Origin of the sequence: Pseudomonas sp. Leaf434, assembly GCF_001425545.1 — a bacterium.
Lineage (GTDB): Bacteria > Pseudomonadota > Gammaproteobacteria > Pseudomonadales > Pseudomonadaceae > Aquipseudomonas > Aquipseudomonas siliginis.
On the sequence record NZ_LMQZ01000001.1, the window covers coordinates 59,496 to 73,425 of the forward strand.

A 13,930-nucleotide genomic window follows, 5' to 3' on the forward strand; every position below is an offset into this window, starting at 1 on the left:
GTCGGCATGCGACGTATTGCAGTGATGGGCGCCGCCGGGCGCATGGGCAAGACCCTGATTGAAGCGGTGCAGCAGACGCCGGGCGCCGGTCTGACGGCGGCGGTCGATCGTCCCGACAGCACGCTGGTCGGCGCGGATGCCGGTGAGCTGGCAGCGCTGGGCCGTATCGGCGTGCCGCTGTCCGGTGATCTGGATCGTGTGGTTGAAGAGTTCGATGTGCTGATCGACTTCACCCACCCGACGGTGACCCTGAAAAATCTCGCGTTCTGCCGCAAACACGGCAAAGCGATGATCATCGGCACCACCGGTTTCAGTGTTGAAGAGAAGCAATTGCTGGCCGATGCGGGCAAGGACATTCCGATCGTCTTCGCCGCCAACTTCAGCGTCGGCGTCAACCTGTGCCTGAAGTTGCTCGACACCGCTGCGCGCGTGCTGGGCGACGATGTCGATATCGAGATCATGGAAGCCCATCACCGCCACAAGGTCGATGCTCCGTCCGGTACGGCGGTGCGCATGGGTGAAGTGATTGCCGATGCCCTGGGGCGTGATCTGAAGAAGGTCGCGGTCTACGGTCGCGAAGGCCAGACCGGTGCGCGTGAGCGTGAAACCATTGGTTTCGCCACCGTGCGTGCTGGCGATATCGTCGGTGATCACACCGTGCTGTTCGCTGCCGATGGCGAGCGCGTCGAGATTACCCACAAGGCATCGAGCCGCATGACCTTTGCCAAGGGCGCGGTGCGTGCGGCGCTGTGGCTGGATGGTCGCGAGCCGGGCCTGTACGACATGCAAGACGTACTCGACCTGCGTTGAGTCGTTGCTGAACCCGGCGCAAACGTCCCGTTTTGCGCCGGTTTTTACCGCTTGGCGACGACCTGTCGCATTCTCCGGCCTTTAAGGCTCTTTAGCGGTGGACCAAAAACGCCCTTTTCTGTAAGCTACAGCTTTAGTGTGTCCACTAAAAGCGCGCAGAATAATTTCAGTGAAGAAGCGGGGTGACGTGTCCATACGTCACTCCGCTTTTTTACAACCTGCGATTGCCCTTTCATGCGTTATTTACGGGAGGTCTTCTTGACTAAGCCAGCCATACTCGCCCTTGCTGATGGCAGCATTTTTCGCGGCGAAGCCATTGGAGCCGACGGTCAGACCGTTGGTGAGGTGGTGTTCAACACCGCAATGACCGGCTATCAGGAAATCCTTACCGATCCTTCCTACGCCCAGCAGATCGTTACCCTGACTTACCCGCACATCGGCAACACCGGCACCACGCCGGAAGACGCCGAGTCCGACCGCGTCTGGTCCGCTGGCCTGGTCATCCGTGACCTGCCGCTGGTAGCGAGCAACTGGCGTAATACGATGTCCCTGTCCGATTACCTGAAAGCCAACAACGTGGTGGCAATCGCCGGTATCGACACCCGTCGCCTGACCCGCATCCTGCGTGAAAAAGGCGCTCAGAACGGCTGCATCATGGCCGGCGACAACATCTCCGAAGAAGCGGCCATCGCCGCTGCGCAAGGCTTCCCGGGCCTGAAGGGCATGGACCTGGCGAAAGTCGTCAGCACCAAGACCCAATACGAATGGCGCTCGACTGTCTGGGATCTGAAAACCGACAGCCACGCGACCATCGAAGCTTCCGAGCTGCCATATCACGTGGTCGCCTACGACTACGGCGTCAAGGTCAACATCCTGCGCATGCTGGTCGAGCGCGGCTGCCGCGTCACCGTAGTGCCTGCGCAGACACCAGCCGCCGATGTGCTGGCGCTGAAGCCGGACGGCGTGTTCCTGTCCAACGGCCCTGGTGATCCGGAGCCATGCGACTACGCGATCCAGGCGATCAAGGAAGTGCTGGAAACCGAGACGCCGGTATTCGGCATCTGCCTCGGCCACCAGTTGCTGGCTCTGGCCTCCGGCGCCAAGACCCTGAAAATGGGCCACGGCCACCACGGTGCCAACCACCCGGTGCAGGATCTGGATACAGGCGTGGTGATGATCACCAGCCAGAACCACGGTTTTGCGGTAGACGAAGCCACCCTGCCAGCCAACGTGCGCGCGATCCACAAATCGCTGTTCGACGGCACCCTGCAAGGCATCGAGCGCACCGACAAGAGCGCGTTCAGCTTCCAGGGTCACCCTGAAGCGAGCCCTGGCCCGAACGATGTTGCGCCACTGTTCGACCGCTTCATCAACGAGATGGCCAAGCGACGCTAAGCGTTCGCCTTGAGACTGTAGAGAGAAGCCCTCGAGGGCGGCCCCGGTTCCGGCGGCCCCCTCGGGACTTCAGAAATCGATCAAGACGGCTTGCCGACTGACCTGCGGATTTGAGTGACAAACCATGCCAAAACGTACAGACATTAAAAGCATCCTGATTCTCGGCGCTGGCCCGATCGTGATCGGCCAGGCCTGCGAATTCGACTACTCCGGCGCCCAGGCCTGCAAAGCCCTGCGCGAAGAGGGTTACCGCGTCATCCTGGTGAACTCCAACCCGGCCACCATCATGACCGACCCGGACATGGCCGACGCCACCTACATCGAACCGATCAAGTGGCAGACCGTGGCCAAGATCATCGAAAAAGAGCGTCCGGACGCCGTACTGCCAACCATGGGTGGCCAGACCGCTCTGAACTGCGCTCTGGACCTGGAGCGCGAAGGCGTTCTCGAGAAGTTCGGCGTAGAGATGATCGGTGCCAACGCCGACACCATCGACAAGGCTGAAGACCGTTCGCGTTTCGACAAGGCGATGAAATCCATCGGCCTGGCGTGCCCGCGTTCCGGCATCGCCCACAGCATGGAAGAAGCCAACGCGGTCCTCGAAACCCTCGGTTTCCCGTGCATCATCCGTCCGTCCTTCACCATGGGCGGCACCGGTGGTGGTATCGCTTACAACCGTGAAGAGTTCGAAGAAATCTGCGCCCGTGGTCTGGACCTGTCGCCGACCAAAGAGCTGCTGATCGACGAATCGCTGATCGGCTGGAAAGAATATGAAATGGAAGTTGTCCGCGACAAAAAGGACAACTGCATCATCGTCTGCTCGATCGAAAACTTCGACCCGATGGGCGTGCACACCGGCGACTCGATCACCGTAGCTCCAGCCCAGACGCTGACCGACAAGGAATACCAGATCCTGCGTAACGCCTCGCTGGCGGTACTGCGCGAGATCGGCGTCGAGACCGGTGGTTCCAACGTTCAATTCGGTATCTGCCCGAACACTGGCCGTATGGTCGTGATCGAAATGAACCCGCGTGTTTCGCGTTCCTCGGCACTGGCTTCGAAAGCCACCGGTTTCCCGATCGCCAAGGTCGCGGCCAAACTGGCTGTGGGCTACACCCTTGATGAGCTGTCGAACGACATCACCGGCGGCAAGACCCCGGCGTCCTTCGAACCGTCGATCGACTACGTCGTTACCAAGCTGCCACGCTTCGCCTTCGAGAAATTCGCCAAGGCTGACGCGCGCCTGACCACGCAAATGAAGTCGGTCGGTGAAGTCATGGCCATCGGCCGGACCTTCCAGGAATCCCTGCAGAAAGCCCTGCGCGGTCTGGAAGTCGGCGTTTGCGGTCTGGACGAGAAGCTCGATCTGAGCAACCCGGACAGCATGAGCGTGCTCAAGCGCGAACTGACCGTGCCGGGCGCCGAGCGTATCTGGTACGTGGCTGACGCCTTCCGCGCCGGTCTGTCGGTCGAAGACATCTTCGGCATGAATATGATCGACCCGTGGTTCCTGGTGCAGATCGAAGACCTGATCAAGGACGAAGAGAAGGTCAAGACCCTCGGTCTGTCCTCGATCGACCGCGACCTGATGTTCAAGCTCAAGCGCAAAGGCTTCTCCGATCAGCGTCTGGCGAAACTGCTGGGCGTCACCGAGAAAAACCTGCGTACGCATCGTCAGAAGCTGGAAGTGTTCCCGGTCTACAAGCGCGTTGACACCTGCGCCGCCGAGTTCGCTACCGACACCGCTTACCTGTACTCGACCTACGAGGAAGAGTGCGAGGCCGCGCCGTCGGGTCGCGACAAGATCATGATTCTGGGCGGCGGTCCGAACCGTATCGGCCAGGGCATCGAGTTCGACTACTGCTGCGTTCACGCTGCTCTCGCCCTGCGCGAAGACGGCTACGAAACCATCATGGTCAACTGCAACCCGGAAACCGTATCCACCGACTACGACACTTCCGACCGTCTGTACTTCGAGCCGGTAACCCTGGAAGACGTACTGGAAATCTGCCGCGTCGAGAAGCCGAAAGGCGTGATCGTCCAGTACGGCGGCCAGACTCCGCTGAAACTGGCTCGCGCACTGGAAGCTGCTGGCGTGCCGATCATCGGCACCAGCCCTGACGCCATCGACCGCGCCGAAGACCGTGAGCGCTTCCAGCAAATGGTCGAGCGTCTGAACCTGCGTCAGCCGCCAAACGCCACTGTGCGCAGCGAAGACGAAGCCGTTCGTGCTGCGGCGAAGATCGGTTATCCGCTGGTGGTGCGCCCGTCCTACGTGCTGGGCGGCCGTGCGATGGAAATCGTATACAAGGAAGACGAACTCAAGCGCTATCTGCGTGACGCGGTGCAAGTGTCCAACGACAGCCCGGTGCTGCTCGACCACTTCCTCAACTGCGCCATCGAAATGGACGTGGATGCGGTCTGCGACGGCAAAGATGTAGTGATCGGCGCGATCATGCAGCACATCGAACAGGCGGGCGTTCACTCCGGTGACTCCGCTTGCTCGCTGCCGCCGTACTCGCTGCCAGCGCACATCCAGGACGAGATGCGCGAACAGGTCAAGAAAATGGCCCTGGAGCTGGGCGTTGTCGGCCTGATGAACGTGCAATTGGCTTTGCAGGGCGAAGACATCTACGTCATCGAAGTCAACCCGCGCGCCTCGCGTACCGTGCCGTTCGTTTCCAAGTGCATCGGTGTTTCCCTGGCCATGATCGCTGCGCGCGTGATGGCCGGTAAGACCCTGAAGGAAATCGGCTTCACCAAAGAAATCATCCCGAACTTCTACAGCGTGAAAGAGGCGGTGTTCCCGTTCGCCAAGTTCCCTGGCGTTGACCCGATCCTCGGCCCAGAGATGAAGTCGACCGGTGAAGTGATGGGCGTCGGCGACACCTTCGGCGAAGCATTCGCCAAAGCGCAGATGGGCGCCAGTGAAGTGCTGCCGACCGGCGGTACCGCATTCATCAGCGTGCGCGATGACGACAAGCCACTGGTTGCAGGCGTGGCCCGTGATCTGATCAACTTGGGCTTCGAAGTGGTCGCCACTGCCGGCACTGCCAAGCTGATCGAAGCCGCAGGCCTGAAAGTGCGCCGCGTGAACAAGGTGACCGAGGGTCGTCCGCACGTGGTCGACATGATCAAGAATGACGAAGTCACGCTGATCATCAACACCACCGAGGGTCGTCAGTCGATCGCCGATTCGTACTCCATTCGTCGCAACGCCCTGCAGCACAAGATCTACTGCACCACCACTATTGCTGCGGGCGAAGCGATCTGCGAAGCGCTGAAGTTCGGTCCGGAAAAGACCGTGCGCCGCTTGCAGGATCTACACGCAGGATTGAAGGCATGAGCATAACCAAGTACCCAATGACTGTTCAGGGCGCTCGCGCCCTGGAAGAGGAGCATGCTCACCTGACCAAGGTCGTCCGTCCGAAGCTCAGCCAGGACATCGGTACGGCCCGCGAGTTGGGTGACTTGAAGGAAAACGCTGAATACCATGCTGCCCGCGAACAGCAAGGCATGGTCGAAGCGCGTATTCGTGATATCGAAGGCCGGATTCAGAATCAGGTCATCATCGATGTCACGACCATTCCTCACACCGGCAAAGTGATTTTCGGTACCACCGTCGAGATCGCCAACGTCGAGACTGATGAAAGCGTCACTTACCACATCGTGGGTGAGGATGAGGCTGACTTCAAACTCGGCAAGATCTCCGTCGGTTCGCCGCTGGCCCGCGCCTTGATTGGCAAGGAAGAGGGTGACGTTGTCGCCGTCAAAACGCCAAGCGGCGTGATCGAGTACGAGATTGTCGAAGTTCGTCACATCTGAAAGAAGGCGCCCGCTGCATGCGGGCGCCATGCTTTGGCAACTGACCCAGATGCTTTGGGTCGGTGGGCTATGGTTGATTCATGTCGGTTTGCAGCCGGCGCTGGGCCAGATCGGCTTGGCGCCGCTGTTGATCGACGAAGTCGCCAGTGCATTCGAAGTGCTGGTGGTGGGGTTCGCCGCTCTGTGCGTGATCTTTCAGGCTTTGGTGCTGGTACAGGCCGAGGGCCTTGCCAGTCTATGGCGGGATTTTCGCGGGCAGGTGCTGTTGATGGCGTTGTACGCGTGCGCGATGTATGTCGCTGTGCGTGTCGGCTGGCCGGATGCGCAGCGCTGGCAGGTATTCAGTTATCTGGTGCTGGGATTTTCCGGGCTGGTGCTGGTCATGCAGCCGGTGCCGGGATGGGGTGGCAGGGTGCGCGAAGCACACCCTTGACCCTGCGCATCACTTGAAGCGATGAACGTTCGACAGCTGCTTGTTGGCGCTGAAGTTCTTGCGGTAGACCAGAGCCATCTTGCCGATGACCTGAACCAGGTCCGCTTTGCCGACCTTGCACAGCTCGGCGATGTGCGCCAGGCGCGACTCGCGATCGAGGATATTGAGCTTGATCTTGATCAGCTCGTGATCGGCCAAGGCGCGTTCAAGTTCGGCTAAAACACCTTCAGTCAAACCGTTGTCCGCTACCGTCAACACTGGTTTGAGGTGGTGGCCGATGGATTTGTACTGTTTCTTCTGCTCTGGAGTGAGCGGCATAATCTGACCCTTTCGTCTGGATTCTGTAAAATGGCGGCCATTTTACCCGAGGGTTCGTGGATCCGCCCAACTAATCACGACCCTAATCATCGAGGTGCCCAATGGCGCGTTCCAAGACAAGCCTTGGTTGGCTGAAAAGACATGTCAACGATCCTTATGTGAAGCAGGCGCAGAAGGATGGCTACCGCTCGCGTGCAAGTTACAAGCTGCTGGAGATCCAGGAAAAATACAAATTGATCCGCCCGGGCATGAGCGTGGTCGACCTCGGCGCGGCGCCGGGTGGCTGGTCGCAGGTGACCAGTCGGCTGATCGGTGGCCAGGGGCGTCTGATCGCTTCGGACATTCTTGAAATGGACGGCATTCCGGACGTGACCTTCATTCAAGGTGACTTCACTGAGGACTCGGTGCTGGCTCAAATCCTTGAGGCTGTGGGTAATTCGCAGGTGGACCTTGTGATTTCCGATATGGCCCCCAATATGAGTGGTACGCCCGAAGTGGATATGCCCAAGGCCATGTTCCTGTGCGAGCTGGCGCTGGACCTGGCGGAACGGATCCTCAAGCCCGGTGGCAATTTCGTCATCAAGATTTTCCAGGGCGAAGGGTTCGACGTTTATCTGAAGGATGCTCGGAAGAAATTCGACAAGATCCAGATGATCAAGCCAGACTCTTCCCGTGGCAGCTCCCGAGAGCAGTACATGCTGGCCTGGGGTTATCGCGGTGGTGATGCCTGAAACGAGGTTTTTCGGCGGGGCGATAGGTTTTTCATATTTCGCTCTGCAGGCATAAGCGAATATTGTGTAGAAAGTGTTTCACAAAGGGTTACAGACGGCGCCTGCCAGAGTTGTAGGTAATGTAGTAAGTTAGGCCGGTGAATATCATGCGAAGCGCGCGCCAGTAGCGGAGCTTGCTTCAGAGGGTAGTTAATTGAACGATATGGCAAAGAATCTGATCCTGTGGTTGATCATCGCGGCAGTCCTGGTGACGGTGATGAACAACTTCTCCAGCCCTAACGAGCCGCAGACCCTCAACTATTCCGACTTCATCCAGCAGGTCAAGGATGGCAAGGTCGAGCGCGTAGCCGTTGACGGCTATGTGATTACCGGCAAGCGCACCGATGGCGACAGCTTCAAGACCATTCGTCCGGCAATTCAGGACAATGGCCTGATCGGCGATCTGGTCGACAATCACGTTGTGGTTGAAGGCAAGCAGCCTGAACAGCAAAGCATCTGGACCCAGCTTCTGGTAGCCAGCTTCCCGATCCTGGTGATCATCGCGGTGTTCATGTTCTTCATGCGCCAGATGCAGGGTGGTGCCGGTGGCAAGGGCGGGCCGATGAGCTTCGGCAAGAGCAAGGCACGCCTGCTCTCTGAAGATCAGGTGAAAACCACTTTGGCTGACGTTGCCGGTTGCGACGAAGCCAAGGAAGAAGTCGGCGAGCTGGTTGAGTTTCTGCGTGATCCGGGCAAATTCCAGCGTCTGGGCGGTCGTATTCCGCGCGGCGTATTGATGGTCGGCCCACCGGGTACCGGTAAAACCTTGCTGGCCAAGGCAATTGCCGGCGAAGCGAAAGTGCCGTTCTTCACCATTTCCGGTTCCGACTTTGTCGAAATGTTCGTCGGTGTCGGTGCCAGCCGCGTCCGCGACATGTTCGAGCAGGCCAAGAAGCACGCCCCTTGCATCATCTTCATCGACGAAATTGATGCCGTAGGTCGCCATCGTGGCGCCGGCATGGGTGGCGGTCACGACGAACGTGAGCAGACTCTCAACCAGTTGCTGGTAGAGATGGACGGCTTCGAAATGAATGACGGCATCATCGTGATTGCTGCGACCAACCGTCCGGACGTGCTCGACCCTGCGCTGCTGCGTCCGGGCCGTTTCGACCGTCAGGTGGTGGTTGGCTTGCCAGACATTCGTGGTCGCGAGCAGATTCTGAAAGTGCACATGCGCAAAGTGCCAATGGGCGACGACGTTGCTCCGGCAGTGATCGCGCGTGGTACTCCTGGTTTCTCCGGTGCTGACCTGGCCAACCTGGTCAACGAAGCGTCGCTGTTCGCTGCCCGTAGCGGCAAGCGTATCGTCGAGATGAAAGAGTTCGAACTGGCGAAAGACAAGATCATGATGGGTGCCGAGCGCAAATCCATGGTCATGTCCGAGAAAGAAAAGCAGAACACGGCCTACCACGAAGCTGGCCATGCCATTGTCGGTCGCGTTGTTCCCGAGCATGATCCGGTCTACAAGGTGTCTATCATTCCGCGCGGTCGTGCGCTGGGTGTGACCATGTTCCTGCCGGAAGAAGATCGCTACAGCCTGTCCAAACGTGCGCTGATCAGCCAGATCTGCTCGTTGTACGGTGGCCGTATCGCTGAAGAAATGACCCTGGGCTTCGATGGTGTGACTACCGGGGCCTCCAACGACATCATGCGTGCAAGTCAGATTGCCCGGAACATGGTGACGAAATGGGGGTTGTCGGAAAAACTCGGTCCGCTGATGTATGCCGAAGAAGAGGGTGAAGTGTTCCTCGGTCGTGGCGGTGGTGGTCAGGCTGCCAGCTTCTCCGGTGAGACAGCCAAACTGATCGACTCCGAAGTGCGCAGCATCATTGATCAGTGCTACGGCACCGCCAAGCAGATCCTCACGGATAACCGTGACAAGCTGGATGCCATGGCTGATGCGCTGATGAAGTACGAAACCATCGATGCCGAGCAGATTGACGACATCATGGCCGGCCGCACACCTCGCGAACCTCGCGACTGGTCGGGTGGCACCGGTACGCCTCCGCCGCCTGTCGTGCAGGATGAGCGTCCGGAAAAATCGATTGGCGGTCCGGCTGCTGACGTTTAAGGCTTGAAATGACTTCTGTACAGTCCCTGACCCGGTTGCCTTGTGGCAACCGGGTTCTTGATTTGGCCCAGACGCATGTCATGGGCATTCTCAATGTCACTCCTGATTCCTTTTCCGACGGCGGCCGCTACAGCCAGCTCGATGCGGCGCTGCGCCATGCCGAAGCCATGGTGCTGGCTGGCGCGACGCTGATTGATGTCGGCGGCGAGTCGACCCGGCCGGGTGCGCGAGCGGTCTCTCCTCTGGAGGAACTTGAGCGCGTCGCGCCGATTGTCGAGCTGATCAATCGCGAGTTGGATGTCATCATCTCGGTCGATACTTCCACCCCGGCAGTCATGCGCGAAACCGCACGGCTCGGTGCCGGCCTGATCAACGATGTGCGTTCGTTGCGTCGCGATGGCGCGCTGGATGCGGCGGCGGCTACCGGATTGCCGGTCTGCCTCATGCACATGCTCGGCGAACCGGGCGATATGCAGGATAATCCGCAGTATCAGGATGTTACTCGCGAGGTCGGCGAGTTTCTCGCCGAGCGCATGGATCAGTGCGCCCAGGCGGGTATTCCCGCCGAGCGGATCATTCTTGATCCCGGCTTCGGCTTCGCCAAGACCTTGCAGCACAATCTAAGCTTGTTCAAACACATGGAGGCTTTGCATGCGCTGGGGCGGCCATTGCTGGTAGGTGTTTCGCGCAAGAGTATGATTGGCCACGCGTTGAACCGTCCCGTGGGCGAGCGCCTGCACGGCGGACTGGCGCTGGCGGCGCTGGCGTCAGTTAAAGGCGCACGTATATTGCGCGTCCACGATGTGGCGGAAACCGTCGATGTTGTGCGAATGATCGCGGCCGTTGAATCAGCCGAATAAGAATGATGGAGCACTTATGAGCAAGAAATATTTTGGTACCGACGGCATTCGCGGTCGCGTTGGTGAATACCCGATCACGCCTGACTTCATGCTCAAGCTCGGCTGGGCGGCTGGTATGGCTTTCCGCAAGATGGGGGCCTGCAAGGTGCTGGTCGGCAAGGACACGCGGATCTCCGGTTATATGTTCGAATCGGCACTCGAGGCCGGGCTGACCTCGGCGGGCGCCGATGTGATGCTGCTCGGCCCGATGCCGACGCCTGCCATCGCTTATCTGTCGCGTACGTTCCAGGCTGAAGCCGGTATCGTGATAAGTGCCTCGCACAACCCGCATGATGACAACGGCATCAAGTTCTTCTCCGGTAAAGGCACCAAGCTGCCGGATGAGTTGGAGTTGATGATCGAAGAATTGCTCGACACGCCGATGACCGTCGTCGAGTCGAGCAAGATCGGCAAGGTGTCGCGAATCAATGACGCATCGGGTCGCTACATCGAGTTCTGCAAAAGCAGCGTTCCTACTGGCTCCAATTTCGCCGGCCTGAAGATCGTCATCGACTGCGCGCATGGTGCGACTTACAAGGTTGCACCGAGCGTCTTCCGTGAGCTGGGTGCTGAAGTTGTCGTGCTATCTGCCCAGCCGAATGGGTTGAACATCAACGATAACTGCGGTTCCACGCATATGGGGCCGTTGCAGGCCGCCGTTCTGGTTGAGCATGCGGACCTGGGTATCGCCTTCGACGGTGATGGCGATCGGGTATTGATGGTCGATCACACCGGCGCCATTGTTGATGGTGACGACCTGCTGTTTATCATTGCCCGCGATCTGCATGAGCGTGGCAAGTTGCAGGGTGGCGTCGTCGGTACGTTGATGAGCAATCTTGGTCTCGAACTGGCCCTTGCGGATCTGTCGATCCCGTTCGTTCGCGCCAATGTCGGTGACCGCTACGTGATTGCCGAACTGCAAGAGCGCAACTGGCTCGTTGGTGGGGAAAACTCCGGGCATGTGGTCTGCTTCAACCATACCACCACGGGCGATGCGATCATCGCGGCTCTGCAGGTGTTGATGGCTCTGAAATCCCGCAACGAAGGTCTGGCGCAAACGCGTCAGGCGTTGCGCAAGTGCCCTCAGGTGCTGATCAACGTTCGCTTTGGCGGCGGTGAAAGCCCGCTGGAGCATCCGGCTGTCAAGGAAGCCAGTGCCCGTGTAACTCAGGCGATGGCGGGGCGCGGTCGCGTGCTTCTGCGCAAGTCCGGCACAGAGCCTCTGGTGCGCGTAATGGTCGAAGGCGAGGACGAAAACCAGGTTCGCGGCTATGCCGAAGAGCTGGCAAAACTGGTAACCGAAGTTTCTGCCTGATACGGCTTGCAAGCCATGATTGTGTTGGGTAACATCTGCGCCCACTTTGACCGACGAGGTACAGCATGCGTCGCCCTATGGTAGCTGGTAACTGGAAGATGCACGGTACCCGCGCCAGCGTCGCTGAGCTGATCAACGGCCTCCGTCATCTGGCCTTGCCTAGCGGTGTTGATGTCGCGGTGTTCCCGCCTTGCTTGTATATCAATCAAGTGATTGATGGCTTGAAAGGCAAGTCGATTTCGGTCGGCGCGCAGAATTCTGCGGTGGAAGCCATGCAAGGTGCGTTGACTGGTGAGATTGCTCCCAGCCAACTGGTGGATGCAGGTTGTTCCCTGGTGCTTGTCGGGCACTCCGAACGCCGCCAGATTATGGGCGAGCGAGACGGGATGCTGAATCGCAAGTTCGCAGCGGCACAGGCATGTGGCTTGACTCCGGTGTTGTGTGTAGGGGAAACCCTCGAGCAGCGCGAAGCCGGAAAAACTCTTGAAGTTGTCGGGCGTCAGCTGGGCAGCATCATCGAGGAGCTGGGTGTCGGTGCCTTTGCCAAGGCAGTGATTGCATACGAGCCGGTCTGGGCCATTGGTACCGGGCTGACTGCAACGCCGCAACAGGCTCAGGATGTGCATAAGGCCATTCGCGAGCAGTTGGCGGCAGAGAATTCTGAAGTCGCACGAGGTGTGCGGCTTCTATACGGCGGCAGCGTGAAGGCGGCCAATGCGGTCGAACTGTTCGGCATGCCGGATATCGATGGGGGGCTCATTGGTGGAGCTTCCCTGAATGCAGATGAGTTCGGTGCGATTTGTCGCGCCGCGGGAAACTGAAAAAATGCTGGAAACAGTCGTAGTCGTTTTTCATCTGCTGGGTGCATTGGGCGTAGTTGCTCTGGTTTTGCTGCAGCAGGGTAAGGGTGCGGACGCTGGCGCGTCTTTCGGAGCAGGTGCTTCAAATACTGTGTTCGGAAGCCAAGGTTCCTCTACCTTTCTTAGTAAGTTTACTGCTATACTTGCCGCCGGTTTCTTCATAACCAGCTTGGGGTTAGGTTACTTTGCTAAAGAGAAAGCTCATCAGCTGACTCAAGCAGGTCTTCCAGATCCAGCAGTGTTGGAAGTACCTAAGCAACAACCGGCTTCTGATGATGTCCCGGTGCTTCAAGAGCAAAAGTCGGCTACTCCAGCGACTGACGTGCCTCCAGCTCAAGAGCAGAAGTAAGAAGGGTTTCAAACGTAGTATTGCCGAGGTGGTGGAATTGGTAGACACGCAACCTTGAGGTGGTTGTGCCCATAGGGTGTAGGGGTTCGAGTCCCCTTCTCGGTACCAATTAGTCAGGAGAGCCCGCTGTTGCGGGCTTTCTTGCAGGTGGAAGGTTACATTGACCCTAAAAGGGATCGGTCGTATACTTCCGCCCCAGCTTTGTCGCGGGGTGGAGCAGTCTGGTAGCTCGTCGGGCTCATAACCCGAAGGTCGTCGGTTCAAATCCGGCCCCCGCAACCAGTTTAAGGAGCCCCTTTTAAGGGGCTTTTTGTTAGCTGGATACTTTCAACGCCGCTGTTCGACGGCGTTTCAAGGATGGGCGTTATGCCCATTTTTTTATTTTGCAAAGCATGCACATATCATGCACTAGGGGGTTCAGGTGTCGAGCAAGCTAGAAGAGTTGCAGGCCTTGCTGGCCCCGGTGGTCGTGGCCCTGGGCTATGAATGCTGGGGTATCGAGTTTTCGGCTCAGGGTCGTCACTCGATGTTGCGCGTTTATATCGATAAAGAGGGTGGCGTGCTGGTGGACGATTGCGCCATTGTCAGCCGTCAGATCAGCGGCGTTCTGGATGTTGAAGATCCGATCTCCGTTGAATACACCCTTGAAGTTTCCTCGCCTGGCATGGAGCGCCCGCTGTTCACTCTTGAGCAGTTTGCCAAATTTGCCGGTGAACAAGTGAAGATCAAGCTGCGCTCGCCTTTCGAAGGACGACGCAACTTTCAGGGCCTTCTGCGCGGTGTAGAAGAGCAGGACGTCGTGGTGCAGGTAGAAGACCACGAGTTCCTGTTGCCGATCGATATGATCGACAAGGCCAACATTATTCCCAGTTTTGACTGAGACGC

General features: G+C 58.6%; 13 protein-coding genes and 2 tRNA genes. 14 read left to right on the top strand and 1 reads right to left on the bottom strand.

Annotation, left to right across the window (positions count from 1 at the left end):
• The first annotated feature begins 6 nt into the window (after window positions 1-6).
• From dapB to ASG55_RS00260, 5 genes are all read left to right on the top strand, one after another.
• On the top strand, window positions 7-810 hold the full coding sequence (gene dapB, locus ASG55_RS00240) for a 4-hydroxy-tetrahydrodipicolinate reductase (RefSeq protein WP_041477928.1): 804 nt from the start codon (window positions 7-9) through the stop codon (window positions 808-810).
• Between the two features lie 258 nt (window positions 811-1,068).
• On the top strand, window positions 1,069-2,205 hold the full coding sequence (gene carA / locus ASG55_RS00245) for a glutamine-hydrolyzing carbamoyl-phosphate synthase small subunit (protein ID WP_016771765.1): 1,137 nt from the start codon (window positions 1,069-1,071) through the stop codon (window positions 2,203-2,205).
• A gap of 124 nt (window positions 2,206-2,329) precedes the next feature.
• Window positions 2,330-5,551, top strand: coding sequence for a carbamoyl-phosphate synthase large subunit (gene carB / locus ASG55_RS00250; RefSeq protein ID WP_016771764.1), 3,222 nt, complete (start codon window positions 2,330-2,332; stop codon window positions 5,549-5,551).
• 2 nt (window positions 5,552-5,553) lie between these two features.
• Complete coding sequence (gene greA, locus ASG55_RS00255) at window positions 5,554-6,030, top strand: transcription elongation factor GreA (protein WP_038861135.1); 477 nt, start codon at window positions 5,554-5,556, stop codon at window positions 6,028-6,030.
• Between the two features lie 28 nt (window positions 6,031-6,058).
• The gene (locus ASG55_RS00260) at window positions 6,059-6,463 is read left to right on the top strand and encodes a hypothetical protein (RefSeq protein WP_056782864.1); all 405 of its coding nucleotides are present in this window, start codon (window positions 6,059-6,061) and stop codon (window positions 6,461-6,463) included.
• A gap of 9 nt (window positions 6,464-6,472) precedes the next feature.
• On the opposite strand, the gene ASG55_RS00265 is transcribed toward ASG55_RS00260, so the two are convergent.
• Window positions 6,473-6,781: a YhbY family RNA-binding protein gene (locus ASG55_RS00265; RefSeq protein WP_016771761.1), complete on the bottom strand. Its 309-nt coding sequence runs from the start codon at window positions 6,779-6,781 to the stop codon at window positions 6,473-6,475.
• Between the two features lie 101 nt (window positions 6,782-6,882).
• Between ASG55_RS00265 and rlmE the strand changes: the two genes are divergently transcribed.
• The 9 genes from rlmE (at window position 6,883) to rimP (ending at window position 13,925) form a co-directional block, all read left to right on the top strand.
• Window positions 6,883-7,512 (top strand): 23S rRNA (uridine(2552)-2'-O)-methyltransferase RlmE, encoded by a 630-nt coding sequence (gene rlmE, locus ASG55_RS00270; RefSeq protein WP_056782866.1) that lies wholly within the window; start codon window positions 6,883-6,885, stop codon window positions 7,510-7,512.
• Window positions 7,513-7,714: 202 nt separating this feature from the next.
• Window positions 7,715-9,622, top strand: a complete 1,908-nt coding sequence (gene ftsH / locus ASG55_RS00275) for an ATP-dependent zinc metalloprotease FtsH (protein WP_056782868.1) — start codon at window positions 7,715-7,717, stop codon at window positions 9,620-9,622.
• Between the two features lie 8 nt (window positions 9,623-9,630).
• Complete coding sequence (gene folP / locus ASG55_RS00280; protein WP_056782869.1) at window positions 9,631-10,482, top strand: dihydropteroate synthase; 852 nt, start codon at window positions 9,631-9,633, stop codon at window positions 10,480-10,482.
• 16 nt (window positions 10,483-10,498) lie between these two features.
• Entirely contained in the window at window positions 10,499-11,836 is a 1,338-nt protein-coding gene (gene glmM, locus ASG55_RS00285) for a phosphoglucosamine mutase (RefSeq protein ID WP_056782871.1), read from the top strand.
• A gap of 65 nt (window positions 11,837-11,901) precedes the next feature.
• Window positions 11,902-12,657: a triose-phosphate isomerase gene (gene tpiA / locus ASG55_RS00290; protein WP_056782873.1), complete on the top strand. Its 756-nt coding sequence runs from the start codon at window positions 11,902-11,904 to the stop codon at window positions 12,655-12,657.
• A gap of 4 nt (window positions 12,658-12,661) precedes the next feature.
• The gene (gene secG, locus ASG55_RS00295; RefSeq protein ID WP_016771756.1) at window positions 12,662-13,045 is read left to right on the top strand and encodes a preprotein translocase subunit SecG; all 384 of its coding nucleotides are present in this window, start codon (window positions 12,662-12,664) and stop codon (window positions 13,043-13,045) included.
• Between the two features lie 22 nt (window positions 13,046-13,067).
• A tRNA-Leu gene (locus ASG55_RS00300) sits at window positions 13,068-13,153 on the top strand.
• Window positions 13,154-13,250: 97 nt separating this feature from the next.
• Window positions 13,251-13,327: transfer RNA gene (locus ASG55_RS00305), tRNA-Met, on the top strand.
• Between the two features lie 139 nt (window positions 13,328-13,466).
• On the top strand, window positions 13,467-13,925 hold the full coding sequence (rimP, locus tag ASG55_RS00310; protein ID WP_007973115.1) for a ribosome maturation factor RimP: 459 nt from the start codon (window positions 13,467-13,469) through the stop codon (window positions 13,923-13,925).
• Window positions 13,926-13,930: the final 5 nt, after the last annotated feature.